The sequence below is a fragment of the Streptomyces sp. NPDC056373 genome, assembly GCF_042262425.1.
In the GTDB taxonomy this organism is placed as follows: Bacteria; Actinomycetota; Actinomycetes; order Streptomycetales; family Streptomycetaceae; genus Streptomyces.
In genome coordinates this window covers 56,176-82,010 of sequence record NZ_JBHJPX010000012.1, presented here as the reverse complement: position 1 = coordinate 82,010, position 25,835 = coordinate 56,176, and the positions used below count along the sequence as shown (strand labels likewise).

Annotated in this window: 22 protein-coding genes; 5 read left to right on the top strand and 17 right to left on the bottom strand. The window is 71.4% G+C overall.

The features are described 5' to 3' along the window. Positions 1–89 precede the first annotated feature (89 nt). The 11 genes from ACFCXS_RS25535 to ACFCXS_RS25485 all read right to left on the bottom strand — a co-directional run bounded on the left by ACFCXS_RS25535 (position 90) and on the right by ACFCXS_RS25485 (position 13,610). A complete protein-coding gene (locus ACFCXS_RS25535) occupies positions 90–509 on the bottom strand; it encodes a hypothetical protein (RefSeq protein WP_376645656.1) in 420 nt (139 codons plus the stop codon). Beyond that, on the bottom strand, positions 506–1,912 hold the full coding sequence (locus ACFCXS_RS25530; protein ID WP_376645655.1) for a hypothetical protein: 1,407 nt from the start codon (positions 1,910–1,912) through the stop codon (positions 506–508). Before ACFCXS_RS25530 ends, ACFCXS_RS25535 begins: the two co-directional genes overlap by 4 nt. Positions 1,913–2,055: 143 nt before the next feature. Then, entirely contained in the window at positions 2,056–3,381 is a 1,326-nt protein-coding gene (locus ACFCXS_RS25525; protein ID WP_376645654.1) for an OmpA family protein, read from the bottom strand. After that, entirely contained in the window at positions 3,378–4,283 is a 906-nt protein-coding gene (locus tag ACFCXS_RS25520; RefSeq protein WP_376645653.1) for a hypothetical protein, read from the bottom strand. Before ACFCXS_RS25520 ends, ACFCXS_RS25525 begins: the two co-directional genes overlap by 4 nt. A gap of 92 nt (positions 4,284–4,375) precedes the next feature. Further along, positions 4,376–6,670: a hypothetical protein gene (locus ACFCXS_RS25515; RefSeq protein WP_376645652.1), complete on the bottom strand. Its 2,295-nt coding sequence runs from the start codon at positions 6,668–6,670 to the stop codon at positions 4,376–4,378. Further along, complete coding sequence (locus ACFCXS_RS25510) at positions 6,657–7,286, bottom strand: toll/interleukin-1 receptor domain-containing protein (protein WP_376645651.1); 630 nt, start codon at positions 7,284–7,286, stop codon at positions 6,657–6,659. Before ACFCXS_RS25510 ends, ACFCXS_RS25515 begins: the two co-directional genes overlap by 14 nt. A 265-nt stretch (positions 7,287–7,551) precedes the next feature. Next, positions 7,552–8,850: a helix-turn-helix domain-containing protein gene (locus ACFCXS_RS25505; RefSeq protein WP_376645650.1), complete on the bottom strand. Its 1,299-nt coding sequence runs from the start codon at positions 8,848–8,850 to the stop codon at positions 7,552–7,554. A gap of 278 nt (positions 8,851–9,128) precedes the next feature. Further along, positions 9,129–9,383, bottom strand: coding sequence for a DUF6458 family protein (locus tag ACFCXS_RS25500; RefSeq protein ID WP_352096478.1), 255 nt, complete (start codon positions 9,381–9,383; stop codon positions 9,129–9,131). A gap of 88 nt (positions 9,384–9,471) precedes the next feature. Beyond that, positions 9,472–10,770: a M18 family aminopeptidase gene (locus ACFCXS_RS25495; RefSeq protein ID WP_376645649.1), complete on the bottom strand. Its 1,299-nt coding sequence runs from the start codon at positions 10,768–10,770 to the stop codon at positions 9,472–9,474. A 75-nt stretch (positions 10,771–10,845) separates the two neighbouring features. After that, positions 10,846–12,672 carry an acyl-CoA dehydrogenase gene (locus ACFCXS_RS25490; protein WP_376645648.1) on the bottom strand — a complete coding sequence of 609 codons (1,827 nt, stop codon included), beginning with the start codon at positions 12,670–12,672 and terminating at the stop codon, positions 10,846–10,848. 134 nt (positions 12,673–12,806) lie between these two features. After that, positions 12,807–13,610, bottom strand: a complete 804-nt coding sequence (locus tag ACFCXS_RS25485) for an intradiol ring-cleavage dioxygenase (protein WP_376645647.1) — start codon at positions 13,608–13,610, stop codon at positions 12,807–12,809. Positions 13,611–13,732: 122 nt separating this feature from the next. Between ACFCXS_RS25485 and ACFCXS_RS25480 the strand changes: the two genes are divergently transcribed. Beyond that, a complete protein-coding gene (locus tag ACFCXS_RS25480; protein ID WP_030846788.1) occupies positions 13,733–14,197 on the top strand; it encodes an SseB family protein in 465 nt (154 codons plus the stop codon). A 66-nt stretch (positions 14,198–14,263) separates the two neighbouring features. On the opposite strand, the gene ACFCXS_RS25475 is transcribed toward ACFCXS_RS25480, so the two are convergent. Further along, the gene (locus tag ACFCXS_RS25475) at positions 14,264–14,995 is read right to left on the bottom strand and encodes a TetR/AcrR family transcriptional regulator C-terminal domain-containing protein (protein ID WP_376645646.1); all 732 of its coding nucleotides are present in this window, start codon (positions 14,993–14,995) and stop codon (positions 14,264–14,266) included. Positions 14,996–15,132: 137 nt separating this feature from the next. Here ACFCXS_RS25475 and ACFCXS_RS25470 point away from each other — a divergent pair, with 137 nt between their 5' ends. Both ACFCXS_RS25470 and ACFCXS_RS25465 read left to right on the top strand, forming a co-directional pair. After that, positions 15,133–16,635 (top strand): MFS transporter, encoded by a 1,503-nt coding sequence (locus tag ACFCXS_RS25470; protein ID WP_376645645.1) that lies wholly within the window; start codon positions 15,133–15,135, stop codon positions 16,633–16,635. A 174-nt stretch (positions 16,636–16,809) separates the two neighbouring features. After that, complete coding sequence (locus ACFCXS_RS25465) at positions 16,810–17,787, top strand: pirin family protein (RefSeq protein ID WP_376645644.1); 978 nt, start codon at positions 16,810–16,812, stop codon at positions 17,785–17,787. 24 nt (positions 17,788–17,811) lie between these two features. Here ACFCXS_RS25465 and ACFCXS_RS25460 read toward each other — a convergent pair whose 3' ends face one another. The 4 genes from ACFCXS_RS25460 to ACFCXS_RS25445 all read right to left on the bottom strand — a co-directional run bounded on the left by ACFCXS_RS25460 (position 17,812) and on the right by ACFCXS_RS25445 (position 20,225). Beyond that, positions 17,812–18,918, bottom strand: a complete 1,107-nt coding sequence (locus ACFCXS_RS25460) for a BRO family protein (protein WP_376645643.1) — start codon at positions 18,916–18,918, stop codon at positions 17,812–17,814. A 114-nt stretch (positions 18,919–19,032) separates the two neighbouring features. Further along, positions 19,033–19,233 carry a hypothetical protein gene (locus tag ACFCXS_RS25455; RefSeq protein WP_376645642.1) on the bottom strand — a complete coding sequence of 67 codons (201 nt, stop codon included), beginning with the start codon at positions 19,231–19,233 and terminating at the stop codon, positions 19,033–19,035. 8 nt (positions 19,234–19,241) lie between these two features. Next, positions 19,242–19,805: a hypothetical protein gene (locus tag ACFCXS_RS25450; protein ID WP_376645641.1), complete on the bottom strand. Its 564-nt coding sequence runs from the start codon at positions 19,803–19,805 to the stop codon at positions 19,242–19,244. 165 nt (positions 19,806–19,970) lie between these two features. Further along, positions 19,971–20,225: a hypothetical protein gene (locus tag ACFCXS_RS25445; protein ID WP_376645640.1), complete on the bottom strand. Its 255-nt coding sequence runs from the start codon at positions 20,223–20,225 to the stop codon at positions 19,971–19,973. A gap of 91 nt (positions 20,226–20,316) precedes the next feature. On the opposite strand from ACFCXS_RS25445, the gene ACFCXS_RS25440 reads away from it, so the two are divergent. Further along, positions 20,317–21,390: an AI-2E family transporter gene (locus tag ACFCXS_RS25440; RefSeq protein ID WP_376645639.1), complete on the top strand. Its 1,074-nt coding sequence runs from the start codon at positions 20,317–20,319 to the stop codon at positions 21,388–21,390. A gap of 253 nt (positions 21,391–21,643) precedes the next feature. Here the strand turns inward: ACFCXS_RS25440 and ACFCXS_RS25435 are convergent, their stop codons facing one another. Then, positions 21,644–23,782, bottom strand: a complete 2,139-nt coding sequence (locus ACFCXS_RS25435) for a SpoIIE family protein phosphatase (RefSeq protein WP_376645638.1) — start codon at positions 23,780–23,782, stop codon at positions 21,644–21,646. Between the two features lie 178 nt (positions 23,783–23,960). Here ACFCXS_RS25435 and aspS point away from each other — a divergent pair, with 178 nt between their 5' ends. Then, the gene (gene aspS, locus ACFCXS_RS25430; protein WP_376645637.1) at positions 23,961–25,724 is read left to right on the top strand and encodes an aspartate--tRNA ligase; all 1,764 of its coding nucleotides are present in this window, start codon (positions 23,961–23,963) and stop codon (positions 25,722–25,724) included. The last annotated feature ends 111 nt before the right edge of the window (positions 25,725–25,835 follow it).

Here is a 25,835-nt window from a genome sequence, read left to right as displayed (position 1 = left end):
GCGCGCGTCAGCGGGGGAGGGCGGGCCGGACGGAGGGGCCGCTGTGCGTGTCAGTGGTTGAGGGCGGGCCGGCCGGAGGGGCCGGTGTGTCAGTGCGTGAACACGAGCAGCAGGCAGTTGGCGGCGGCCAGCACGCCGTAGCAGAACAGCGTCGGCCGGGACAGCAGCACGGCGAACCAGGACACCGGCCCGCCGTAGCGCTCGGCGTCCATGGTGAACGGGGGCGGCGGGTCCTCCCCGTCGCCGACGACCCTCTCGTAGAGGGCGCGGAAGAGGCGCTCCTGCCTGAGGTAGTAGCCGTCGAGCAGCCAGAAGCCGACGGCGAGGGCCAGGGCCACGGGGATCGTCTCGCGGCCCGGGCTCCGGTCCGCGACGGCCACGAGCACGCCGCTCAGCGTGATGCACCAGCCCTTGATCAGGAACGAGTTGTTGCCGAGCCGGGCGATCACGTTCTGGAGCAGCTCAAGGTGCTTGAGGCGCTGTTCGTCGAGGACCGGGCCGCCACTCATGCGGAGGGCGCCTCGTCCGGCGGGGTCGGGTCCTCCCCTCCGGCCCGCGTTCCGGGCGGTGCCTGGTCCGGCCCGGGCGGGGCTTCCCTTGTCGCCCGGGTCCCGGGCGGTGCCCGGTCCGGCTCCGGCAGGGGGCCGGGCGGGTCCTCCCCCGTCGCGTGGTCGCCGGGCGCTTCCTCGGGTGCCGGGGGCGCCGGAGGTTCGGTGTCCGGCTGCCCGAACTGCGCGTTCAGCTCGTCGACGGTGTCCTCCAGCCAGTTCTCCAGCAGATCCGGGGCGTAACGGTCCAGCAGTCCGTCGCCGTGCTCCAGGATCTCCAGCCGCAGGCGTGGCAGGCCGGACCTGCCGTCCGCCCCCGCCGGGTCCCGGTCCGTGCCGGCCGGCCACGCGTAGCCGCGCAACGGCAGCTCCAGGCTGCCGGCGACGCCGCTGTCGGCCCGCTCCTCGACGATCAGGACGCAGGCGTCGTCCACGGCGCGGTGCGCGTCGGCCTCCGCCTGTTCCAGAGCGGAGCGCAGCCGGTGCCAGGAGGTGCTGTGCGCGACGACCCGCTGCCTCGCCTCGGACACCAGCCGGTCCGCGCTCTCCTCGGCGTCCGACGCCGTGGCCGCCGCCGACTTGTCGGCCTCGGCGTAGGGGTTGTGCGCGAGGACGGCCGTCGCCGACGTGGCCAGGCCGAGCGAGACGATGAGGAACATCGCCATCACCGTGCCGGCCGTGTCGAACGCCAGCGGGTTGCTCTGGTCCGCCCGCGTGTAGGCGGTCGTGGCGAGCAGCCCGAGCAGCAGCAGGTTGGCGAGGACCGGAAGGACCGGTGCCGACCAGGGCAGGTCGTCCGGCCGCCGGGTCTCGGTGCGGGGGCCGTCCAGCCGCAGCGCGTGCCGCAGGGCGGGCCACGGGGCGCGCCGCACCCGCTCGGTCCGGTGAGCGGCGCGGACCCGCAGCCGGAACAGCGATCGCGCCAGCCAGCAGCTCAGCGCGAACTGGAGGGTGGACACCCCGAGGGCGACGAGGAAGGAGAGGCCGTAGACCACGTTCTGCCACAGGCCGCCCGGGCCGACGCTCAGGGCCTGTGCCGTGGCCTGGCCGACGAAGGGCAGGTCGAACAGGCCGCTCAGCCCCAGCATCACCCACTGGAGCCACGACCACGGCTTCCGGCTGCGGCGCAGACCCTCCGGCCCGTCCGCGGTGTGCCGGGCCCGTACCACGCCGACCCGGCTCCGGGCCTCGTCCGCGGTCCGGCCGATCGTGAAGCGTTCCACGGCGTCGATCGCGGTCAGCGCCGACTGGAACGTCTCGACCATGGCCGTGCCCAGCTCCCCGAGGTGCCTCTGGGCCTTCGCCAGGCCGGTGTTGGCCTGTGCGAAGGCCCTCATCAGCACGGCGCGCTCGCGGCTGTCCACCGGATCGGCCGGGCGCCCGGCGGACCCCGGCCCGCCGGGAGTCACCAAGGGGAGGAACGACTTGGGGCAGGGTATCGGCGCCTCGCGGGCGCCCCCGTGCTGTGAACCGTTGCTGCCGTTCACTTTCATGGCGGTGCCTCGCCTCACTTCCGGATGATCTCGATGTCCACGCGGCGGTCGCACTGCAACCGCTGCTCCCGGGTCATGTCCTCGGCGGACTTCTCCTCCGTCTCGGGACAGCCCGGCGACCGGCCCCGGCCCTGCGCGGTCACCCGGGAGGCGGGCACCCCGTGGTCGACGAGGACCTCCCGCACCGCGTCCGCACGGTCCTGGGACAGCTCGCGGTCGTTGCCGGTGCCGCCGCGCGGGTCGACGTAGCCGCTGACCACGACCCGGTCCAGGGCCGGGGTGGTGCGTGCGGTCGCGGCGACATCGGCGAGCGTGCCGCCGGCCGCCTGCCGCAGCCGCGGCGAGCCGGTGTCGAACAGGGCGGCGCCCGGCAGTGTGATCGTGCGTGAGCGGCTGGTCCCGTAGCGCACCACCGGCTCGCCCGGGGAACCCGGCCGGGCCGGGGCGGGGGAGGCCGCCATGACGGAGGCGTCCCGGGCGTCGCACGTGCCGCCGGCCCGCTCGCACAGCGTGGTCCACAGTTTCCGCAGCCAGCGGCGCTGCGTCGGGTCGGCCGAGGGCTGCCCGCCCGCGGAGTGCCCCAGGCCCACGAAGGTGACCTTCACCCCGGACAGCGGGGGGAGCTCGCTGAACTCCCCCTGCGCGGCGCACACCGAGACGATGGACTTGAGGTCCTGCGGCGAGCCGAACCGCGCCCCCCGCAGATCGGCGCAGCCCGCGGTGGACAGGCCGTCACTGAGCACGAGCAGCCGCCGTTCTCCCTCGGCGCCGCTGAGCAACTCGGCCCCCGCCGTCAGGGCGGCGAGGACGTCGGTGCCCCCGTCCACGGGCGGTGTCCGCTGGGCGGTGGCGAGGTCGTCGCGGAGACAGCCGTTCGCGGCCTGGCGGTTCAGCTCCTGGTTGCGGGGGTTGTCGTTGCTCTCCTTCCAGTCGCCGGGCCGGTCCTGCACCGTCCACACGACGTCACCCGCGGGTCCGCCGAAGGTGCCTATGGAGACGGTCTCCCCCTGCTCGTCCTCCTTGGCGAGCAGGTCCTTGATCGTCAGCCCGTAGTCGGGGCCCCGGACCCCGGCCTTCTTGACGTGCACGGACGCCGAACCGTCGACGAGGACGACGGTGCTCCCGGCGGCCGCGGTGGGCGCCTGGGTCTTCGTCCAGGCGCACCCGGCTCTCTCGTCCTCCTCCTCGCATCCGGTCAGTGTGGCGGCGGCCGTCAGGACCCCCACCACCGCGACGGCGGCGGACAGCCGGCGGCCACGGCGGTACGGCGCCCGCGGCCGGGCGGACAGGGCCGCGGGATCGTCTCGGTGCCGCTGCCGGGCACCGCGTGCGGCGCTCATCGGGCCGGTCCCTCGGGCGCGATGGCGTCCTCGATCAGGGAGGACTCGCTGAGTCCCATCTCCCGGCGGAACGCGCTGATCGCCTTGTCGTAGGCGTCGGCGAACTCGAACAGCCCGGCCTCCTGGTGGGCGCCGCGTGCCCCCTCCAGTGTCGTGATCAGCGCGTCGACGCTCGTACGGCGCTGCCTGCGCAGTCCCTCCATCACCTTGCGGAAGTCCTGGTCGGCCAGGGTGGCCGCGAACGGGACCAGCAGGCGCCGCTGATGGGCGTCGAGCTCGCCGATCAGCTCCAGATCGCTGATGACCTTCAGCCAGGCCTCGGTGAGTTCCCGTGCCCGCTCGGCCCTGATCAGGCCCAGGCGCTGCGTCTCGCGGAGCGTCAGCTCGTGCAGGCGGTGCGGCAGCACGTGTTCGCGCAGGGCGGGGTCGACCCGGACCCGGACCGAGGGCGTGCAGCGGATGAGGCCCTCGGTGTCGTCGAAGCACCAGTTGCCGTCGATCGACAGCTTCTTGTTGATCGCGCTCTCGGCGGCGACCGGGTCGGCCGGGTCGCAGTCGCGGGCGGCCGACCAGCCGACCCTGAGCAGTTCCTCACGCGCGGTCGCCTCGTGGTGGACGACGCGTTCCTTCAGCGTCTCCCGGGACATCGCCGAGCTGTTCCACTGGAACGTCGGGAACACCTCGTAGGAGAAGACGTCGTCCCGCGCCGCCATGGCGAGCGGTGTCTCCGGGGGCGGGGACTGCACGAAAACCTTCCTGCGGCGGGGCTGGGAAGCCGTTCCCTCCCCGTCGTCGGAGCCGGTGGTCTCCGGTTCCTCCTCGAAGCCGTCGTCGTACCGGTTCCTGCGCCAGGTGCGCCACGCCTCGCGCAGCGTGGCGAACAGTCCTTTGCGCCGTGCCATGTCGATCCTCCTGAGGGGTTGTCCGTTTCGGGTGTCGTGTGCCGAGGGCCGGGTGGTGTGGGTGGGAGAAGAGGGGCCGGGGTGTGCCGGGCTCACCGGCCGCGCAGGGCGCGCAGCAGCTGCGCCACCAGCCGGGCCCCGGGCTGCTGGCGCGCCCAGATGCTCAGGTGGAAGACCGCACGGCGGCTGAGAACGCGCGGCTGCCAGACCCTGAGGGCGAACTTCTCCAGGAACAGGGACAGCTCCGGGTCCTCGTCGGCCGCCACCAGCCAGTCGCGCAACTGGTGCCACGCCTGACCCGAGTGGGCCGGGTCGATCAGCGCCCGCTGCCACAGCAGCAGGAGCGTCTCCTCACGCGCGGGCGACCCCATCGCCTGGTGTGCGAGCGTCGAGCGGAACAGCAGCTCGGGGCCCGCGGCCAAGGGGCCGAGGACGAGCAGCGTGCGGACCGCGTGGCGGGGCAGGTGGCCGTCGTCCGAACGGATCCACTGCCCGAGCGCCTCGGTGACGGGCTCCGCGCCGTCCTTCGCGAGGAACAACGTCGCGGTCGAGTAGGCCACGGACGCGTAGGGGTCGAGCGCGGGCCTGCCGGCCAGGTCCCGCAACGCACGCAGGGTGCCCGGCACGTCCTGGGTCCCCACCTGCGTCCCGTAGGCCCGCGCGGCGCTGTCCTGGAGCTGCGGGCGGGGGCTGCCGGCCCAGTCCCGTACCTGACGGGCGACCTGGGCCGTGAGCCGCGGGTCACCGGCCGCCATCGCCACCGACAGCGCCGTGGCGGCGTAGCGGCGGTCCCGCACCGACGGGCTGCGCGCCCAGTCCTTCACCACATCCCGGTAGGCGCCGTCGAAGTCGTGCCGGAGCAGGTGGCCGACGATCACGGCGGCCCGGGTGCCGACCCGCTCCAGACGGTCGTCGGCCATGGCCCGCAGCCATGCCACCAGCGGATCGCGCAGCCAGCCGAACCCGTGCCAGATCACCTCGACGACCGCCGGCATCAGCTCCGGGTCCGTGAGGCGGGCGCGGCGCGGGTTGTCGGCCAGGTGGGCGCCGGGTTCGGCGGCGATGCCCATGCCCGGCGCCACCAGCCGGTCCAGGTCCAGCTCGAAGACGGGGCGGGCGGGTGCCGACTCCCGGTACTCGGCGCGCAGCATCTCGGCGCTCAGCCGGGTGCCCATCCGCAGGACGTCGGACAGCGGCAGGTCGTGGCCGAGAACGTACGAGATCCGCACGGCCTGGTGGTGGGTCTCGGCCTCCGAGGCGGAGGGTTCGTCGGTGTCCTGCGCCTCCGACAGCTTCAGGAACCGCCTGGCGAGGCTCCGCAGGTCCTCGTGCGGGGTGTCGAGAAGGACGTCCAGGGCGTCCTCGGGTCCGTGCAGGCACGCGGCGATGTTCCGGGCGAAGGAGGTGACCCAGTCGACGGTGCGGGCGGCATCGAGTTTGCCGCTCACCCGGGCGTCGTCCAGCACCCCGTCGGCGAACCGGCGCAGTCCCGCACGGTCGCAGCGGTCGCGGTCCGTGCACCGGGCGCGGTGCACGTCGAGCGCGGAGCGCAGGTGCGCCTCCAGCACCGGCCTCAGTTCGGCACGCCGGTGCCGGAAGGAGTACGGGGCCGGGAGGTCGTCGTCGGTGCCGGTTTCCTTGACGACCAGGACCACGTACGCCCCGATCTCGCGGGCGAGCAGGCCGAGCGCCTTGAGCGTGCTCTGGCCGGGGAGCCGGGCTCCCAGGCCGACCAGGACCCCCTCCCCGGGCTTCAGGAAGCGGCGGGCCTGCGCGATCAGGGCCTGCAGAACGTCGGCCTCCGCGCTGTGCAGGACGGCGACGTGGTCGCTGCCGCACCGGTCGGCCAGCAGGAAGGTGCCCGTGCCCTCACGCCCGCTGCCCGTCGGCCCGGCCAGGGCGACGAGGTGGTGCTCGCGCAGGGTCTGGGCCATCCGGTCCTGCTGTGCGACGGGGTGGTGCAGCTGGTGCTGCCGTGCCGTCTCCGTGGCGTTCAGGCGTATGAGCTGGAGTTCGGCGCCCTTGGCCGTGCCGACGTTCAGCGTGTAGGCGTTTCCGCCGAAGGCCATGGCGTTGTTGAACGTCTCGTTGAAGGCGGCGACGGACAGGGCCTCGGCCTGGTACTTGTCCTCGGCATCGCGCGCCCGGGGTTCGGCGGGCCGGGGGGTCTCGTCGTCCGGAGGGGAGTCGGCCGCCTCGCCGGGCTCTTCGTCGTGCCCGCGGTCACCGTCCGGGCCGGGGGCGGCGTCGTCGGAGCCGTCCGGGCCGGCGCTGTGCGGCGGGGGCGGCTCGTCGTGGCCGGCGGGCGGGGCCTCGTGTCTCGGCTCGGGGGCGGGTCCGGGTTCCGGAGCGCCGCCGGGCGCGGGGAGGTCGTCAGTCGTGCTCATGGGCGTTCCCGTCGTAGTCCTCGGGGTCGTTGAAGGTGTTCGCCGTGTTGCCGGTGCCACCGAAAGTCGCCGAGCCGTGGTGGAAGTTCTCGATGTGGTTCGTCGCTCCGCCGCCGTCGCCCTGGGGCCGGCGCGGGCGCCTGCGGCGCAGGTCGGGGACCGCCTTGTGGACGGCCTCGAACAGTGGCGGGAAGTCGATGTGCTCCTGATGCGGCCGGAAGAACACACCCTGGTGGCCGGTCAGGTTCCGGATCTCGGCGGGGAGTTCGGCCGCGTCGGGCAGTCCCGCGCCGTCGACCAGGACCGGGAGCACGGTGATGCCCAGGGTGAGGGCCATCGCGATCTCCTTGCGGACCCAGTCCTCCGGGTCGTCGATGCAGCGGCGGCCCTCGTCGTCGGTCACCGACGCCCACCGCTGGCCCATCACCGCGAGCAGCAGATCGCACCTGCGCAGAGCCCCCGTGATCTCCGCGGGGAAGTGAGCACCTTTCCGGATCGACCGCTGGTCCCGGAACACCTCCTGCTCGCCGAACTCCCGCCGCAGCGCGGTGTCGAGATGCGGACCGGTCGGACCGGTGTCCGCGCGACGGAAGTTGACGAAGATACGGGGCGCCATATGGGTCCTCGCTTCGAGAGGGCACGCACCCGGAAGGTCCGGGTGGGCGGGACGGAAAACCGGGAGCCCTGTGCTCCGCGGACGGTGGGAGACGACCGCCGGGCACTGCCGGCGGTGAGTGAAATCGACGTTTTCAGCCGCTGTAAGGGCGGTCAACGCGTTGCCTGTTGACACTTCCGGTGCCAACAGGACACAGACGGCCGGGAGCGGCATCCGGAGTCGGCCCGGGCGGCCGACGCTGCCCGGGCGTGGTGGTACGGGACCCTCAGGTCGTGCGGTCCCCGCGCAGGCTCGCTGCGATGACCGGCAGGATGTCGCGGACCGCGGGATGTTTCCGCCGGGTGGCCAGCGACGACCTCAGTTGCCTCAAGTCGGCCCGTACGGTGGCGGAGTCGGTGACCCGGACGTCCTGGGCGACCGACCGGGCCACCGCGCAGGCCCGGTCGACCTCGTCGGCGTCGGCCAGGGCCAGGGCCAGCCGGGCTCCGTGGCGGGCGCGGGCCCGCAGGGCGTGCGGAGCGATGCTGTCCCGGCCCGTGTCGAGCAGGGTGACGGCGGCCTCGGACTCGCCGAGTTCCCGCAGGCACCAGGCCGCGACGAAGGCGGCGAGGTCGGGGAGGTGGGTGCTGCCCAGGGCGGGGGTGTCGTCCGTCCCGCTCCGGGCGGTGCCCATGAGTTCGGCGCCGCGGTCCAGGGCGCGCCGGCAGTGCGTCTCGCTGCCCATGAGCGCGTATCCCTGGGCCTCGCGCTGTGCGGCCAGTTGCCTGGTCCGCAGACCGCGGGCCTGTCGCCCGGCCGCCTCCGCGAGGTCCACGGTGGTCTGCGCGTCACCCTGGTAGAGAGCGAGCTCGGCCTGGCGCAGCAGCGTGTAGGCGGCCATCTCGTGATCGCCGCACGAGGCGGCCAGCTGCGCCGCCTGCTCGGTCCACCAGCGGGCGGCCCGGTCGTCGCCGGCCTCCTGCCACATCCAGCCCGTGTACTCGGCGAAGCGCGCGGCGAGCCGGAGCACGGCGGTGCGGCTCGCGGGGGCGGCGGCGTGGGCGAGGCCGCGCAGCGCCCCGGTGGCCGTGCTGCTCAGCGGGATCACGAGGGCGGGGCCGGAGCACTGGCCGAGCCGTCGGTACTCGTCGAACACGGCGTGGAACGCGGGGAGCGACGCCTGCGCGGAGACGGCGTCAGGGCGGCCCGGTGCGACGGCCCAGTGCGCCGTGACCGCCGGTGTGCGGCCGTCCGCGGGGGTCCCGGCGGCACAGGCCGTGAAGCTGCTGCCGCCGTCGGCGGACAGACTCAGTGACCAGGGTGCGCCGTCGTCGCCGCGCGGGGCGGGGTGTTCCTCGGGTGTCCGTGCCGCGGCGGGGACCAGGGCGAGCAGCTCTCCGTCCGCGCGCAGCTTGGCGTCGCAGGCGCGGGCGAGTTCGATGCTGGGGTTGCGGTGGCCTCGCTCGATCTTGCTCAGGTGCGACCTCGTCGCATGGACGAGCCGTCCCATGTCTGTCAGCGACTTGCCGGACTCGTTCCTCCGCCGGCGCAGTTCCTCACCGAACGTCGGGGCCTGTGCTGACATGGTGGCTCCCCCGCCTCGTGCCGATCGTGGCTTGATTTTGGCACACCTTGCAGCAAGATCATCTATTTAATGCAGATATGCAAAAAGCAGTAGCTCATGCGTTCTATGTCTGAAATCTACGTTCGAATTCCAGGCGGTGAACGGGGGTTGAAGCGCACAACGAAGAGGGCGCGGGGACTCGATAGCCCCGCGCCCTCGAACGCGACCCTTCCGTACCGGAGGGTGTGCCGCAGATCTCCGCTCTCCGTGATGCGACGGACACCCGAGCGCCTGCGGGGTCAGACCCCGTAGCCGTCGCTGTAGCCGTCACGGCGGTGGTGGTGCACCGCCGGGTCCTCCACGACCGGGGTCGTGGGGGGCACCACCACGCGCCGGCGCCTGGCGATGCTGCTGAACGTGGTGACGCCGATCAGTCCGACGATCATCAGGATGATGCCGACCAGGTCGAGGTTGACCCCCTGCATGTCCCAGTCGGTCGCGAACGTGAGGATGGCTCCCACGGCGATGAGGATGATGCATCCGCCGAGGCCCATGTGTGTCGCCTCCCTGTACGGTCCGGTCGTTCCGGTCCCGGAACACCGGGTACCCCCGAAGGGAACACCCATGCGGTGGCGGCCCGTTCTACCTCTCGAGGAACGCCGCCAGCGCGCCCGCGAGCAGGAACGGGTCGTCGGCGCCGCACAGTTCGCGCACGCTGTGCATCGACAGGATGGCCACGCCGATGTCGACGGTCCTGATGCCGTGCCGGGCGGCCGTGATCGGGCCGATGGTGGTGCCGCAGGGCATCGAGTTGTTGGAGACGAAGGACTGGAAGGGCACGCCGGCCGCCTCGCAGGCCGCCGTGAACTCCGCCCGCCCCGAACCGTCCGTGGCGTAGCGGTTGTTGACGTTGACCTTGAGGATCGGGCCGCCGTTGACGCGCGGGTGGTGCGTCGGGTCGTGCCGCTCCGCGTAGTTGGGGTGGACGGCGTGGCCCGTGTCGGAGGACAGGCAGACGCTGCCGGCGAAGGCGCGGGCCCGGTCCTCCAAGGAGCCGCCGCGGGCGAACACCGAGCGCTCCAGCACGTTGCCGAGCAGCGGCCCGTCCGCGCCGGTGTCCGACTGGGAGCCGTTCTCCTCGTGGTCGAAGGCCGCAAGGACGGGGATGGACGCCGGCTGCGACGACGACGAGGCGACGGCTGCCAGGGCCGCCGTGCCGGCGTGCACCGACAGGAGGTTGTCCATCCGCGGGCCGGCCAGCAGCTCGCGGTCGCGGCCCAGGTAGGCGGGCGGCTCCACGGAGTGCGTCATCAGGTCCCAGCCGGTGACCTCACCCGCCGGGATGCCGGCCGTCTCCTCCAGGAAGGCGATCAGGTCGCCGTCGCGGACGTCGCGGCCGAGGCCCCAGACCGGCTGCATGTGCCGCTGCTTGTCGAGCGTGAGGCCGTCGGCCGTCACCGAGCGGTCCAGATGGATGGCGAGCTGCGGAACGCGCAGCAGCGGCCGGTCGACGTCGACCAGGCGCGTCGAGCCGTCGCGCAGGGTCAGCCGGCCCGCGAGGCCGAGATCGCGGTCCAGCCAGGAGTTGAGCAGCGGCCCGCCGTAGATCTCCACGGCCACCTGGCGCCAGCCGTGCGCCCCGGTGTCGGGGAGCGGCTTGACGCGCAGGTTGGGGGAGTCGGTGTGGGCGCCGACGATCCGGAACGGAGTGTGGGGCGCGGCGCCCTCCGGCACGTACCAGGCGACGATCGCGCCGCCGCGCAGCACGTACCTGCCGCCGCTCCCCGCGGCCCAGGCGTCCGTCTCGGCGACCTGCTTGAAGCCCGCCTTCTCCAGTCGCTCGGCGGCCGTGGCCACGGCGTGGTACGGCGAGGGGCTCGCCGCCAGGAAGGTCATGAGGTCGTCGGTGTGGCCGCGGTCGAAGCGGGCTCGTTCGGTCATGGGTTCACTCTAACGACGGACGAAGGCCCGTTCCCGAGGTAAGGGAACGGGCCTTCGGACGGAGGACGTGATGATCTAGAACGCGGCCTCGTCCAGCTCCATCAGGTCCAGCTCGACGCCCTCGGCGACCTTGCGGGCCAGGGTGACGCCCGGCAGGACGTTGGCGGCGAAGAACTTCGCGGCGGCGATCTTGCCGGTGTAGAAGGCCTTGTCCTTGGCGGTGGCCGTCTCCAGCTTCGCGGCGGCGACCGCGGCGCCCTTGAGCAGCAGGTAGCCGACGACGACGTCACCGGAGGCCATCAGCAGGCGCGTGCTGTTGAGGCCGACCTTGTAGATGTTCTTGACGTCCTGCTCGGTGGCCGCGAGGTCGGTGAGCATCAGGCCGACGATGGCCTCCAGCTCGACGGCGGCCTTGGCGAGGTGCTCGCGGGCCGCGCCGAGCTCCTCGCCGCCCTCACCGAGCGCCAGGAACTTCTTGATGTCCTCGGCGAGGGAGTTCAGCGCGGCGCCCTGGTTGCGGACGATCTTGCGGAAGAAGAAGTCCTGGCCCTGGATGGCCGTGGTGCCCTCGTAGAGGGTGTCGATCTTGGAGTCCCGGATGTACTGCTCGATCGGGTACTCCTGGAGGAAGCCGGAGCCGCCGAAGGTCTGCAGCGACTGGGCGAGCTGCTCGTAGCCCTTCTCGGAGCCGTAGCCCTTGACGATGGGCAGGAGCAGGTCGTTCAGGGCCTCCAGGGCGGAGGCGTCCTCGCCGGCGGCCTCCTTGACCTGGATCTCGTCCTGGACGGAGGCCGTGTGGAGCACCAGGGCGCGCATGCCCTCGGCGTAGGCCTTCTGCGTCATGAGCGAGCGGCGCACGTCGGGGTGGTGGGTCACCGTGACCTTGGGCGCGGTCTTGTCCATGAAGTTCGCCAGGTCGGGGCCCTGGACGCGCTCCTTGGCGTACTCCAGGGCGTTGAGGTAGCCCGTGGAGAGCGTGGAGATCGCCTTCGTGCCGACCATCATGCGGGCGAACTCGATGATGCGGAACATCTGGCGGATGCCGTCGTGCTTGTCGCCGATCAGCCAGCCCTTGGCGGGATGCTGGTCGCCGAAGGTCATCTCGCAGGTGTTGGAGGCCTTCAGGCCCATCTTGTGCTCGACGTTGGTGGCGTAGACGCCGTTGCGCTCGCCCAGCTCGCCGGTCTCGAAGTCGAAGTGGTACTTCGGGACGAGGAAGAGGGACAGGCCCTTGGTGCCGGGGCCGGCGCCCTCGGGGCGGGCCAGCACGTAGTGGAGGATGTTCTCCGACATGTCGTGCTCACCGGAGGTGATGAAGCGCTTCACGCCCTCGATGTGCCAGGAGCCGTCCTCCTGCTGCACGGCCTTGGTGCGGCCGGCGCCCACGTCGGAGCCCGCGTCGGGCTCGGTGAGCACCATCGTGGAGCCCCACTGCTTCTCCACGGCGACCTTGGCTATGTGCTTCTGGACCTCGTTGCCCTCCTCGAAGAGGATGCCGGCGAACGCCGGGCCCGAGGAGTACATCCACACGGCCGGGTTGGCGCCCAGGATCAGCTCGGCGTAGGCCCAGATCAGGGAGCGGGGCGAGGTGGTGCCGCCGATCTCCTCGGGCAGGCCCAGGCGCCAGTACTCGGAGTCCATGAAGGCCTGGTAGCTCTTCTTGAAGGACGCGGGGACCGGCGCGGTGTTGGTCTGCGGGTCGAAGACCGGCGGGTTGCGGTCGGCGTCGATGAAGGACTCGGCCAGCTCGTTCTCCGAGAGGCGCGTCATCTCCTCCAGGATGCTCTTCGCGGTCTCGACGTCCATCTCCTCGAACGGGCCGGTGCCGTACACCTTGTCGCGCCCGAGTACTTCGAAGAGGTTGAACTCGATGTCGCGGAGATTCGACTTGTAGTGCCCCATGGCGACGGCTCCCGGCTCCGTAGAGAGATCGGCGAGGCACTGGATCCTCGCGCTAGTTCACGTACCAACAAGTAGCTACGATGATGCTACCCGTCGGTAATAAGAAGCAACCCCGATCCGTCATCTGTGACAGGTCACACCGGAACGGTCAGCGCCGCGGTGTAGCCGTCGGCCGCGCTGCCCGTCATCGTGGCCAGCTGCCGGTCGTGGCCGTCGCCGAAGACACCGTCGTCCTCCAGGGAGAGGCCGGACAGGTTCTTCACGCTCGCCCCGTAGCCGTCCGTGGCGTACACCGCGTCGCACACGTCCTGGGGGAAGGCGAGCTGCGAGGTGTTCGTGATCGACGCCGCCGCGGTGGCCTCGGCCAGGCTGCCGTAGACCTCGAAGTGCAGGTGCGGCCGGCGGCCCGGGTAGCAGCCCGGGAAGATGCTGGTGAACGTGACCCGGCCCCGGTCGTCGGTCTCCTGCACGCCCCGCAGGTAGTTCTCCTCCGTGACGCCCTCGGAGTACAGGGAGTAGGCGCCCTCCCGGTCGCAGTGCCAGAGGTAGACGGCCGCGCCCTTCTTCGGCGTCCCGCAGCCGGATGCCGCGTCCACCACCGTGAGCCTGATCGTCAGCGGCACGCCCTCGGCCCTGCCGCCCGCAAAGTCGCCGAAGCTCCGGGTCAGGTCGCTGCGGACGACCCCGCTCTCCTTCAGCACGTTCACGCCGTTCGAACCGTCGCCCGGGAAGGGCCCGGCCGTCTCCTCGGGGATCCGCGCGCACCCCGCGGACGCTGAGGCGGGCGACGCCGAGGTCTTCCCCTCCGGTGCGCAGCCCACCAGCGGGACCAGGCTCGCGCCCGCCATCAGCCCGATCATCCGGCGGCGGGCGAGGACGGGCAGGTCGTGCGAGAGGCCTCCGTGCTCGGGCGGGCCCTCGTCATGGCGTCCGTTCATGGCACGACGCTACGAGCCCCCGCCCCGGCGATCCACAGACCGGGCGCTGTCGACTCGCTGTCGGTTTGCCGCGACCGGCGTACCGGCCCGCAGGCACGTCCGCTCTCGGTACGCTTGCGCCCATGTACGGCTACGACCAGACAGCGGGCCCGCAAGGGCAGTACGCCCCTCCGCAGCAGCCGATGTCCGGCGGATACGGGCAGCAGCCGCCGCTGTACCCCGAGCCGTCCCCGCCCTCCCTCACGGACGCGGTGCGCGCCTTCACCACCGGGCAGATGGCCGCCGAGGACTTCCAGCAGGTCTTCGCGACGTCGAAGGTGTACTGCCCGCGCGGCGACAACCCCGGGTTCCTCGCCCTGCACAACACCCAGCAGCCGGTCATCCCGATGTTCAGCACGCTCAAGGAGCTGCGCCGGTACGCGGGCAAGGAGTCCAAGTACTTCGTGATCACCGGTGCCGAGGTGCTGGACCTCCTGCCGACCGGCTACGGCTTCGTCCTCGACATGGAGGGCGAGCACCGCATGGTGTTCGACGCGAAGGCCGTGGAGCAGATGGTCGAGTTCGCGATGCGCCGGATGTATGGCTAGACGCCGTCGCTGCGCGGCCGGCCGGCCGCCGTTGCTGTTCGGACGGCGGTGGAGACCAGGCCGTAGTCACTCCGGCAGGCGCAGCGCCAGGCCGTCGAGGACGACCTCCAGGCCGTAGGCGAACTTGTCGTCGCGCAGCTTCGCCGGGTCGGCCGCCCGGGCGCTGCTCTCGGGTTCGGCGGCCGCCAGGTGGTCGTAGCCGGCCGACGCCTGCCGGGCCGCGGGCAGCAGGCGGGCGACGAACTCCGACTCGCTCTCGCCGGAGCGGGCGACCGTGGTGAGCCAGGCGGCCTCGGTCGTGCTCATGCCGATGACGTACGAGAAGACGGCGTCGATCGCCCGGCCCGGCTCGGGGAATCCCGCGGCGGTGAACAGGGCTGCCAGCCGCTCCGAGAAGCTCATGTAGTTCGGCCCCAGGTAGGCGAGCCCGGCCTGCCCCAGGACGAGGGTCAGCCACGGGTGCCGCAGCGCCGTCGTACGGAAGGACCCGGCCGCCTCGGTCACCGCCGCGCGCCAGTCGGCGTCACCGGCCGGCGGGACGTGGATCTCGGCGGCGACCTCGTCCACCGCTAGCTCCATCAGCTCGTCCTTCGTCGCCACGTGCCGGTACAGCGAGGTCGCGCCCGCGTTCAGGCGCGCGCCGAGCTTGCGCATGGAGAGCGCCTCGATGCCCTCCGCGTCGAGCATCGCGATCGCCTCGCGCACGATCGCGGCCCGGCTGAGCGCGGGCTGGTCGGCCCGGCGCTGCTCGCGGGTCCAGACGGACGGGACGGGGGTCGTGTCCTTGGCCCTGCTCATCAGGGTCCCTCCTGTTGAACGTCTGCGTGCGAACGGCGTGCGCAGTCAGCGTACAGAACTCAAGGCTTGCGCACACTGTTCCGCTGTGCGTACAGTGTTCGCATCGAAGGAACGGTGTTCGCGGGAGGGGAACGGAAATGGGAGCTCGCAATCCACGCCGCTGGTGGATCCTGATCGTGCTGTGCCTGAGCACGCTGGTGCTCGTCGTCGACAACATGGCGCTGACCGTCGCGGTGCCCACGCTGACCGAGGACCTCGGCGCGAGCGCCCAGGACATGCAGTGGATCCTCGACTCCTACACCCTGGTCTTCGCCGGGCTGCTGCTGACCTCGGGAAGCCTCGGGGACCGGTTCGGGCGCCGGAGGGTGATGCTGATCGGGCTGCTGCTGTTCGGGGCGGCCTCGCTGGGGGCGGTGTTCTGCTCCACGCCGGGTGAGCTGATCGCGGTGCGGATCGCGATGGGCGTCGGCGGCGCGCTGATCATGCCCTCCACCCTGTCGATCCTGATCACCGTCTTCGACGAGGACGAGCGGCCCAAGGCCATGGCCGCCTGGGGCTCGGTGTCGATGCTGGGGCTGGTCGGCAGCCCGGTGCTCGGCGGCGTGCTGATCGACCACTTCGCCTGGCAGGCCATCTTCCTGATCAACGTCCCGATCGCAGGCCTGGCCCTGCTGGCCGGTGTGCTGCTGATGCCGGAGTCGAAGGCGCCCTGGCAGAAGCCGGACCCGCTGGGTGCGGTGCTGTCGGCGGTGGGCATGACGGCCCTGGTGTGGTGGATCATCGAGATCCCGCAGCACGGCGCGTTCGAGAGCCGCTCCCTGATCGTCCTGGCCGTCGCGGTGCTCGCCCTGGCCGGCTTCGTGACCTGGCAGAACGTGACCCCCTCGCCGATGGTCCCGCTCGTCCTCTTCAAGCACCGCAACTTCAGCGGCGGCTCCCTCTCCCTGGCGCTCGTCCAGATCGGCAACGCCGGCCTGCTGCTGGTGCTGACCCAGTACCTCCAGTTCGTCCTCGGCTGGTCCGCGGTCAAGGCCGGCCTGGCCTTCCTGCCGCTGGCCGTCGCCGCGCTGGCGGGCAACACGGCCGGGGCGCAGCTCGCCGTCAGGGCGGGCAACCGGTTCGTCATCCTCGGCGGGATGCTGCTGATGGCCGCCTCCTTCGGGCTGCTGACCACGCTCAGCGCCGACAGCGGCTTCACCGTCCCGGCCGTGGCGCTGGGGATCCTGGGCCTGGGCGCCGGTCTGGCGATGCCGGCCGCGGTGGCCGCCCTGATGGGCACCATCCCGGAGGACAAGGCCGGCGTCGGCTCGGCCCTCAACGACACCATCCAGCAGTCCGGCACCGCCCTCGGCATCGCGATCCTCGGCTCCCTGCTCTCCGGCGGCTACGCGGACGAGATGCCGGCCGGGGCCCCTGAGCAGGCCCGCGAGTCCATCGGCGGGGCGCTGGCCGTCGCCGGCGGTGACACGGAGCTGGTGCGGGCGGCCCGGGAGGCCTTCGCCGCCTCGATGTCGACGACCTTCACGATCAGCGCGCTCGGGGTCCTGGCAGCGGCGGCCGTCGCCACGCTGGTGATGCGGGACCGCAAGGCGCCCGCTCCCGCAGGCGCCGCGAGCGAAGTGCGCGAGCCGGTCGCCTGACCCCGGCACCCGAGGCCGTCACCCCGTCGCGGGGTGACGGCCTTTCGCCGTGCCGGTCTCCCGTGGTTCGCTGCGCCGTCCCCCGGGGCGGGAATGTCCTCCCGAATTTCTCCGTTCAGGGTGGCAGAAAGTTCAACGCTCAACTAAACTGGGCGTACACGAGGAGGAACCGACATGCCTGCAGTGACCGTCGAGAACCCGTTGACGCTGCCCCGCGTGACCGCGCCGGCCGACGCCGTGGCCCGTCCCGTACTTGCCGTCACGACCGCTCCGAGCGGTTTCGAGGGCGAGGGCTTCCCGGTGCGCCGGGCGTTCGCGGGGATCAACTACCGCCACCTCGACCCGTTCATCATGATGGACCAGATGGGCGAGGTGGAGTACGCGCCGGGCGAGCCCAAGGGTACGCCGTGGCACCCGCACCGCGGCTTCGAGACCGTCACCTACATCATCGACGGCATCTTCGACCACCAGGACTCGCAGGGTGGTGGCGGCACCATCACCAACGGGGACACCCAGTGGATGACCGCGGGCTCGGGCCTGCTGCACATCGAGGCCCCACCCGAGCATCTCGTCGTCTCCGGCGGGCTCTTCCACGGTCTGCAGCTGTGGGTGAACCTCCCGGCCAAGGACAAGATGATGGCCCCGCGCTACCAGGACATCCGCAGCGGCTCGGTCCAGCTGCTCACCTCCCCCGACGGCGGTGCGCTGCTGCGCGTCATCGCCGGTGAGCTGGACGGCCACGAGGGTCCCGGCATCACGCACACGCCGATCACGATGGTCCACGCGACCCTCGCGCCGGGTGCGGAGCTGACCCTGCCGTGGCGCGAGGACTTCAACGGCCTCGCGTACGTCCTGGCGGGCAAGGGTGCGGTGGGTGCGGAGCGGCGCCCGGTCCACATGGGCCAGACCGCGGTCTTCGGCGCGGGCTCCTCGCTGACCGTCCGCGCGGACGAGAAGCAGGACGGGCACACGCCGGACCTGGAGGTCGTCCTGCTCGGCGGACAGCCCATCCGCGAGCCCATGGCCCACTACGGCCCGTTCGTCATGAACACCAAGGACGAGCTCATGCAGGCCTTCGAGGACTTCCAGAAGGGCCGCCTGGGCACGGTTCCGGCGGTGCACGGGATGACCGCGAGCGGTCCGGAGGCTTGATCCCGGTACCAAGCCGTCCGCGTCTCAGTGTGTGTCGTCGGGCGCGGCGTCGCCCGGCCGCGGTCCCCGTGCTGTTGACCGGTTCAGCGGGTGGGTGACGGTGCGTACGGAGACCGCTACGGTGCTGTGAGGCCCGAAGCCGCAACCTCGTATTGCGGCTTCGGGCCTGTCCCTGGGGCTTGGCTGAGGCGTTACGGCAGCACGTAGAGCCGGGGCGCCTGCTGAGGTGCATCCGGCCTGTCGCACACATCCCCGCTTCAGCAGCATCCGCAGGCAGTCATGGACACGGTCCTGTGACAGCCCCGTGCGAGCGGCGATCTCCTCCACGCGGTAACTGGCCCCGCCCCGGAGAAGGGCCGGGGCCAGGTAGGCCGCCACCGCGTGTACGTCTTCGGTGACGACGAGGTTCTTCGCCCTCCACATCGCAAGGAGCTGATGGGGAATCACACCTGTGTCCGCTGAGGGGCCGGAATGGTCGGTGGTTCGTCGGAGGGCACGGGCGATGTCCCGGAGTGCCTCGGCCATCATGTTCTGACTGCGGCTGATCTGACGCAGCAGGTCGTTCTTCTCCTCCTGGAAAGCCACGAGAAGCTCGTCCGCACGAATGTTGCGCTCTTCCAGCCGCACGATGGCTTCAGCCACTTGTCGCGGCATGACGTAGGCGGTATTGCCTGTGGGGGACGGTTGCACGGGGGCGGGGTCGAGGGCGTATGAGCCGTCGGTCTGGATGGTTTGGATGACCTCGCACACCCAGGCCTTGAATGGTTCGCACTCGGGTTTGGTGCAACTGTTGATCAGGCTGACGAGCCCCTTCAGGTTCACCATCCTCATCGACTTCTGCAGCCTGTGAGCTGCAAGTCTGCCCAAGGTGTCTGCTGTACAGACACCTCGCGCAAACTCACTCAGGCGTTTCTGCCAGTCTTCAGGAACATGCAACTGCAGGGCCTGGCGGGTGTTGGCGTACCCCAGGTTCCGCGCCACGTCCACTGCCGGAAACCAGTACTCACCGTCCGGCGTCGTCAGCCTCCGCACCCGGGCTCCCGTAGCCGCGAAAACGAAGTCGTTGATGTCGATTGCGTCCTGCCGCAGTGGCGCCGACGGGTCCGGCCGCGTGTTGTTCTGCTCGTACATCGAGCATCACCTCCGCACCGGAAGCTAGGCAGCAGGTGAAGTAACTTTGCGTTCGCGGCAAGGGTGTTCACTCGATAGTGGACAGACGCATCGATTCTGCGCGGGGTCGAGCTCTCACCCTCCTGCCATGCCAGGATCGGGCCTCGCCAATAGATCGCGCCACTGTTCACGCAAGGCCATGCGAAGCGCGTCATGGAACAGCCGGTAGACGGTGGTTCCGTCTTCCTGGTCGGTGATCAGATAGCCCCCGAGGCGGGAACCGAGAAGCCACGCGATGTCCGCGTCACCGTAGGTCCGGGCCGGATCGTCGGCCACTACGTCCGCTACCGTCGGCCATATCCCCAGCCACGGTAGTCCTCGCCCGTAGGCGAAGGCCGCCGCACGTAGGAGGTGCACGACACGCAGACGGTCATCCGGTGAGTCCGGGAGAGCAGTACGGCGCGCCCGTCCGGCAGGGTGGTGGTGCAGAGACGGGAAACCGGTGCGTTGTGCACCTGCAGCGTCAGGAGCGGAGACGCCTCGGGCCGGCCAGTCGTGATGTCCCAGAAGTGCACCCGCCCCATCACGTCTCCGACGATCGCCACGACCCGCCGATCGGGCAGGATCGTCGTCACCAGCGATACGGCCGGAGCCACAGCGCTTCCCACCGGCTCACCCGACGGGCCGCCCTCGGCCGGGTCCCACAGCACGGCTGTGGCGACCGGCCTTGCATGCGACTCACCGACGGTCACCGGTTCGCCGATCGGATGACCGGTGATCAGATCCCAGATCCGTACCTTTCCGTCGTCACTGCTGACCACCACGACAAGTTGGCCATCGGGCAGAGCCACGGTCGCAACCGCGCCCACCGCAGCGGGAAGCCGGGCGAGGATTTCCCCGTTGCCCAACGGCCACTGCGCCCACAGCGGCCTCCAATGCCTGGACGGCCCGGCCGGCGGCAACGGGGTGTCAGCGCATCGCGCCCAGAACGCCAGGGCGCTCGCGTTGGCTTCCGGCGCGTCCCATTCCCATCCGTGGGCCGCTTGCCGCCACAGCCGCAGGAGGGCAGAGGTCTAGGCATTCGTGGCGGTGGGGTTGAGTGAACGCAGCCGTTCGGCGTCGATGTACGGCAGAAAGTCAGACGTGATCAACCGTTGGTCAACGCCACCCGCCGCGGCGGCGTGTTCCACAGCGTGGCGGCGTACGTAGGCGGGTGGGGAGACGTCATCACCCGCCACCTTCCGTGAACGTGTGAGCCGGGACAGCGCGTCGGTGATCCTGCCTTCGACCGCGCGGCACTCTTCCTGATCGGACTCCCCCGTGACCATGCATCCAACTCGTAGCACATGAGGTGACCAGCAGTCATCCAAGTGGCCGCCCGCGCACGACATTGCCGCCCGGGCATGATCGGCTGGCACCGTGCAGGACTCCACCCCGGTGCTCCCCGAAGCCGCCCGGCGGTTCGCCGCCTGGTGTGCCGTGCTGCTGCTCCTCGCCGGAGTCGTGTACGTCGGGATCCGGCTCGTCGTGGAGTTCCGTACCGCCGTCGTGCCCGTGCTGCTCGCGCTGCTCGGGACGGCGCTGCTCGGGCCGCTGCACCGGCGGCTGGTGAAGGCCGGGGTGCACCGGTCGGTCGCGGCCGGGCTCACCTGTGTCGCGGTGGTCGCCGTGGTCGGCGGGGCCGTGTACATCGTGGTCGCCGCGCTCATCGACACCGGCGACGAGATCGTCGCCTCGCTCAAGGAGGCCGCCCGGGGCGTCTCCGAGCACTTCGGGGCGGCCGGCACCTCGCTGGACGACCTCGCCTCCAACGCCCGGGAACTGCTGGGGAAGTTCGGCGGCACGGCCGCCTCCGGGGTGATCAGCGGCGTCAGCGTGGTCGGCGAGTCCATCGCCATGGCCGTCCTCGCGCTGCTGCTCGTCTTCTTCTTCCTGCGCGACTCCGACAAGGCCGCCGGGACGCTGCGTTCGCTGTCGCCCCGCGGGGCGGCCGACACCCTGGAGGCCATGGCGCGGCGGGCCCTGAGGGCCGTCGAGGGCTTCATGCGCGGCACGACCCTCATCGCTCTCATCGACGCGCTCTGCATCACGGTCGGGCTGCTCGTCCTGGACGTGCCGGGTGCGGCCGGGCTGGGCGCGCTGGTCTTCGTCGGCGCCTACATCCCCTACCTCGGGGCGTTCATCTCGGGAGCCCTGGCCGTGCTGGTCGCGCTCGCCGACCGGGGGTTCGTCATCGCGCTGTGGGCGCTCGGGGTGGTCCTCGCCGTGCAGGTGCTGGAGGGGCACGTGCTCCAGCCGATGATCCAGAGCCGGACCGTGCAGATGCACCCGGCGGTGGTGATGGTGACGATCACGGCCGGGGCTTCCGTCGCCGGAATCCTCGGCATGCTGCTGGCCGTCCCGCTCACGGCGGCGGCCTTCGGCATCATCCAGGAACTGCGCACCCGCTACGGCGAGGAGCCGCCACCCGGGCCGCCCTCGCGGGAGGCGTGACCGCTGCGCCGGCCAGGAGCCGCTGCCGCCCGGGCCGGCGTCGGGGGGAGGAGTGAGGAGTGAGCCCACGGAGTCCGCGTGCCGCCGTCCCGGCCGCTGTGGCGGAGGCGCGATCGTCCAGGGCGCGAGCCGCCGCCCGGGGCCGCAGCAGCCCGGACGCCCCCGAGGCGACGCGACCGCTACGGCGGCCCGGACGCCCCCGAGGCGACGCGACCGCTACGGCGGCCCGGACGCCCCGGAGGACTCGGGACCGTCATAGCGACCGGTAGTTGTCGACCGGGTCGTCCGGGGACTCGTGGAGTTCGAACCAGATGCTCTTGCCCTCGCCGCGCGGTTCCACCCCCCAGGCGTGCGCGAGCAGTTCGATCAGGACCAGGCCGCGGCCGGAGGACGCCAGCTCCCCGGGGCTGCGCCGGTGCGGCAGGTCGTCGCCGGCGTCCGTGACCTCGATGCGCAGCCGCCGCCCGCCCACCTCGCCTGTCATCTCGGCGACCAGCAGCGCGTCGGAGTCGGTGTGCACGAGGACGTTCGTCAGCAGCTCGGACAGCAGCAGCACCGCCGAGTCGACCTGGTCGCGCGAGACCCAGTCGTGCAGCAGCTCGCGCAGCTGCCGGCGGGCGACCGAGACCCGCTCGGGCTCGGCCTGCGCCACGGTCAGCACCGAGCGCCGCACCGGAGGCCGCACGGTCATCGCGTCGCCGCAGCCGCAGCCCCCGCCCTCCCGGCTCAGCAGCAGCATCGCGATGTCGTCCTCGCGGCGGTCCGCCAGCGGGCCGGTGGTGTGGTGCGAGGAGGGTCCGTGCACGGCCTGCACCAGGGTGTCGGCGAGTTCCTCCAGATCACCCTTGTGCTCCTCCAGGATCAGGCGCAGCCGCCGCCAGCCGCTCTCCAGGTCGTGGCCACCGGTCTCGAGCAGGCCGTCCGTGCAGATCAGCATGGTCTCGCCGGGTTCCAGGGTGAGCCGGGTCGTGGGGTAGTCGCCGTCCGGGTCGATGCCCAGCGGCAGCCCGCCCGATGTCGGCCGCGTCAGCACCGTGCCGTCGGCCATCCGGATCGCCGGGTCCGGATGCCCCGCGCGGGCGATGTCCAGCACCCCCGTCGCCGGGTCGACCTCGACGTACACGCACGTCGCGAAGCGTGGATCGGCCGGGTCCTCGTCGCTGATGCCGTGCAGGAAGCGGGAGGCGCGCGACAGCACCGCGTCCGGGCGGTGGCCCTCCGACGCATAGGCCCGCAGGGCGATCCGCAGCTGGCCCATGATGCCCGCCGCCTGCACGTCATGGCCCTGCACATCACCGATGACCAGCGCGAACCGCCCGCTGGGCAGCGGGATCACGTCGTACCAGTCGCCGCCGACCTGGAGTCCGCCGCCGGTGGGGACGTAGCGGGCGGCGACGCTCATGCCCGGGATGCGCTGCGGTCCGAGCCTCGGCAGCATCGTGCGCTGGAGGCCGTCGGTCAGTGCCCGTTCGCTCTCGGCCAGGCCCGCCCGGGCCAGGGCCTGCGCCAGCATCCGGGCCACCGTCGCCAGCACGGACCGCTCGTCCGGGGTGAACGCCACCGGGTAGGTGAACGCCGCCATCCACGCCCCCATCGTGCGCCCGGCCACGGTCAGCGGCAGGAACGCCCAGGAGCGCCGGCCGAAGCGCTCGGCGAGCGGCCAGGTCAGCGGGTAGCGGGCCCTGTACTGCTCGGCGGAGGACAGATACACGGCCCGGCCGGTCCGCACCACCTCGGCGGCCGGGTAGTCGGTGTCCAGCGGCATCTCGGCGAAGGGGTTCTCGGTGCCCCGTTGCTGCCCGTGGTGGCCGATGACCGTCAGGCGATCGCCCGAGACGCCGAACACCGCGAGGCCGTCCGGCGAGAACCCGGGCATCGACAGGTTCGCCGTGACCCGCAGGACCTCCTGCGTGGAACGTGCCTCGGCCAGCGCCCGGCCCGCGTCCAGCAGGAACGCCTCCCGGGAGCGCCGCCAGTCCCCGGTCACCGCACTGCGCCCGGCCGGGGTGCCGGGTGTCGGCTCGGTGACCTCCTGGAGCGTGCCGATCATCCGGTACGCCTTGAGGGCCCGGTCGAAGGACGGCTTGGAGCGGCTGCGGACGACCCGGACGACCCGGCCCTGCTCGTCCATGATCCGGATCCGGACCTCGGCGAGGGTGCCCTCGGCGACGGCCAGCTGGATCACACCGGTGATCTCGTTCCAGTCGACGGGGTGCAGCCGGGCCCGTGCCTGGGCCTCCGTGAGGCTGGCCTGCTCGGCGGGCAGCCCGAGCAACCGGGCTGCCTCGGCATCGACCGTGACCAGCCCGGTGGCGGTGTCCCAGTGCCACAGGCCGGTCGCGAGGGCGGCAAGGGCCTCCCCCACGGCGGGCAGAGGCTCGCCAGTGCGCATTGACCTACTTTAAGAAGACACGCTCGAACGCTGCCACCGATAGGGACACGGGCCCGAACGGCGGTGACCGCGTGCCCGATCGACAACTGGGGAGAGTCGATCTTCGCCTGCCCGGTACGCTGGGGAGGCGTTTCACGTGAAATACAGACCCCGATCAGCGAAGACTGGATGAACGACGATGCATCGGTACAGGTCCCACACCTGCGGCGAGCTCCGCTCCTCTGACGTCGGCAGCGACGTCCGGCTGAGTGGCTGGCTGCACAATCGGCGCGACCTGGGCGGCATCCTCTTCATCGATCTGCGCGATCACTACGGCATCACGCAGCTCGTGGCCCGTCCCGGCACCCCCGCCTACGAGGCCCTCGACAAGCTCTCCAAGGAGTCGACCGTCCGCATCGACGGCAAGGTCGTCTCCCGGGGTGCCGAGAACATCAACCCCGAGCTGCCGACCGGCGAGATCGAGGTCGAGGTCGGCGAGGTCGAGCTGCTCGGCGCGGCCGCCCCGCTGCCCTTCACGATCAACACCGAGGACGGGGTCAACGAGGAGCGGCGCCTGGAGTACCGCTTCCTCGACCTGCGCCGGGAACGCATGCACAAGAACATCATGCTGCGCTCCTCGGTGATCGCCTCGATCCGCTCGAAGATGGTGGCTCTCGGCTTCAACGAGATGGCGACCCCGATCCTCTCGGCGACCTCCCCCGAGGGCGCCCGCGACTTCGTGGTCCCCTCCCGTCTGAACCCGGGCAAGTTCTACGCCCTCCCGCAGGCGCCGCAGCAGTTCAAGCAGTTGCTGATGATCTCCGGCTTCGACCGGTACTTCCAGATCGCGCCCTGCTTCCGGGACGAGGACGCGCGTGCCGACCGCTCGCCGGGCGAGTTCTACCAGCTCGACGTCGAGATGAGCTTCGTCGAGCAGGAGGACGTGTTCCAGCCGATCGAGCAGCTCATGACCGAGCTGTTTACGCAGTTCGGCGGCGGCCGGGAGGTCACCTCCCCCTTCCCGCGGATCCCGTTCCGCGAGGCGATGCTGAAGTACGGCTCCGACAAGCCCGACCTGCGCGCCCAGCTCGAACTCGTCGACATCACCGACATCTTCGAGGGCTCGGAGTTCAAGGCGTTCGCCGGCAAGCACGTCCGTGCCCTGCCCGTGCCGGACGTCTCCGCGCAGCCCCGCAAGTTCTTCGACCAGCTCGGTGACTTCGCGGTCTCCCAGGGCGCCAAGGGCCTGGCCTGGGTCCGCGTCGCCGAGGACGGCTCGCTGACCGGCCCGATCGCCAAGTTCCTCACCGAGGAGAACGTCGCCGAGCTGACCAAGCGTCTGTCGCTCGCGGCCGGCCACGCGGTCTTCTTCGGCGCGGGCGAGTTCGACGAGGTCTCCAAGATCATGGGTGCGGTGCGGGTGGAAGCCGCCAAGCGCGCCGGGCACTTCGAGGAGGGCGTGTTCCGGTTCTGCTGGATCGTCGACTTCCCGATGTACGAGAAGGACGAGGAGACCGGCGCGATCGACTTCTCGCACAACCCGTTCTCCATGCCGCAGGGTGGTCTGGAGGCCCTGGAGACCCAGGACCCGCTGGACATCCTGGGCTGGCAGTACGACATCGTCTGCAACGGCGTCGAGCTGTCCTCCGGCGCGATCCGGAACCACGAGCCGGAGATCATGCTCAAGGCCTTCGAGATCGCCGGGTACGACCGTGAGACCGTCGAGGAGAAGTTCGCGGGCATGCTGCGGGCCCTGCGCTTCGGCGCCCCGCCGCACGGTGGCATCGCCCCGGGTGTCGACCGCATCGTCATGCTGCTCGCCGACGAGCCCAACATCCGCGAGACGATCTCCTTCCCGCTCAACGGCAACGCCCAGGACCTGATGATGGGCGCGCCGACCGAGCTGGACGAGGCCCGGCTGAAGGAGCTGCACCTGTCGGTGCGCAAGCCGCAGCCGAAGTAGGCGCGGTAGGCGAACTCCCGTGAGTGGCGGGGAGCCCGCGCCCGGTGCGGGCCCCGGGAGCGGGGAGGGGGGGGACCCACCGCTCAACCACGCGCCAGACAACCCGGCCGC